This is a genomic window from Cupriavidus basilensis OR16 (genome assembly GCF_000243095.1).
Lineage (GTDB): Bacteria > Pseudomonadota > Gammaproteobacteria > Burkholderiales > Burkholderiaceae > Cupriavidus > Cupriavidus basilensis_D.
The window spans coordinates 1-798 of record NZ_AHJE01000234.1; the positions used below are offsets into that span (position 1 = coordinate 1).

General features: G+C 54.9%; 2 protein-coding genes and 3 tRNA genes. All 5 read left to right on the plus strand.

Translation table 11 applies throughout. The features are described 5' to 3' along the window. On the plus strand, nt 1–183 hold a 183-nt coding region (locus tag OR16_RS47010; RefSeq protein ID WP_237717390.1), incomplete at its 5' end, for a hypothetical protein. Nucleotides 184–309: 126 nt separating this feature from the next. Then, nucleotides 310–395: transfer RNA gene (locus OR16_RS38310), tRNA-Tyr, on the plus strand. A 71-nt stretch (nt 396–466) separates the two neighbouring features. Further along, a tRNA-Gly gene (locus OR16_RS38315) sits at nt 467–540 on the plus strand. Between the two features lie 45 nt (nt 541–585). Next, a tRNA-Thr gene (locus OR16_RS38320) sits at nt 586–660 on the plus strand. A 43-nt stretch (nt 661–703) separates the two neighbouring features. Then, the coding region (locus tag OR16_RS42445) for a GTP-binding protein (RefSeq protein ID WP_202801129.1) at nt 704–798 on the plus strand (95 nt) is incomplete at its 3' end.

Below are 798 nucleotides of genomic sequence, written 5' to 3' on the forward strand. Positions count from 1 at the left end.
TGGGGGGTTTTGCTTTTGCGCGATCGATTATGTCGATCAGGCTTGGCCAGCGCCCAAGAGCGCGGTCTGGCGAGCCAGCTCTACGCGCAGCAAGGCGGGCCCAAGCGGCCGCCAGAAGCCGTTTTAGAGGCTATGGCGAGCCCCTATAGGGTGAAGGTGTTCTTTATTGAATGCCGACGATGATGGTGCGATCGGGCAGCCTAGCTGGTGCCAGGTTCAATGCTCCAAGACCTGTCCTTCCCTACTTTGCATAGTACGGAAAGTGCTTGACAGCCAAGGAAAGTTACACCATAATCAGAAGTTCACTGCGGAGAGGTGCCCGAGTGGCTAAAGGGGGCAGACTGTAAATCTGTTGGCTTACGCCTACGTTGGTTCGAATCCAACCCTCTCCACCAAGAATTGCAGTAGTGAGTACCCGGCAGGTGTGGGTGAAGCAAAAAAGTGAAGCAGAAAGCGTGGTAACCCGGCGGGTGTAGCTCAATGGTAGAGCAGAAGCCTTCCAAGCTTACGACGAGGGTTCGATTCCCTTCACCCGCTCCAGATTGCCCGGGTTCTTGCAGTTCTAGAAAGCAGCATTCAAGTTTCGCCCATGTGGCTCAGTGGTAGAGCACTCCCTTGGTAAGGGAGAGGTCGGCAGTTCGATCCTGCCCATGGGCACCAAATACCGCACTAGCAATATCGCTACCGACACAGGAGTCGCGAAATGGCAAAGGAAAAGTTCTCGCGGACTAAACCGCACGTGAACGTTGGTACGATCGGTCACGTTGACCATGGTAAGACCACCCTGACGGCAGCAAT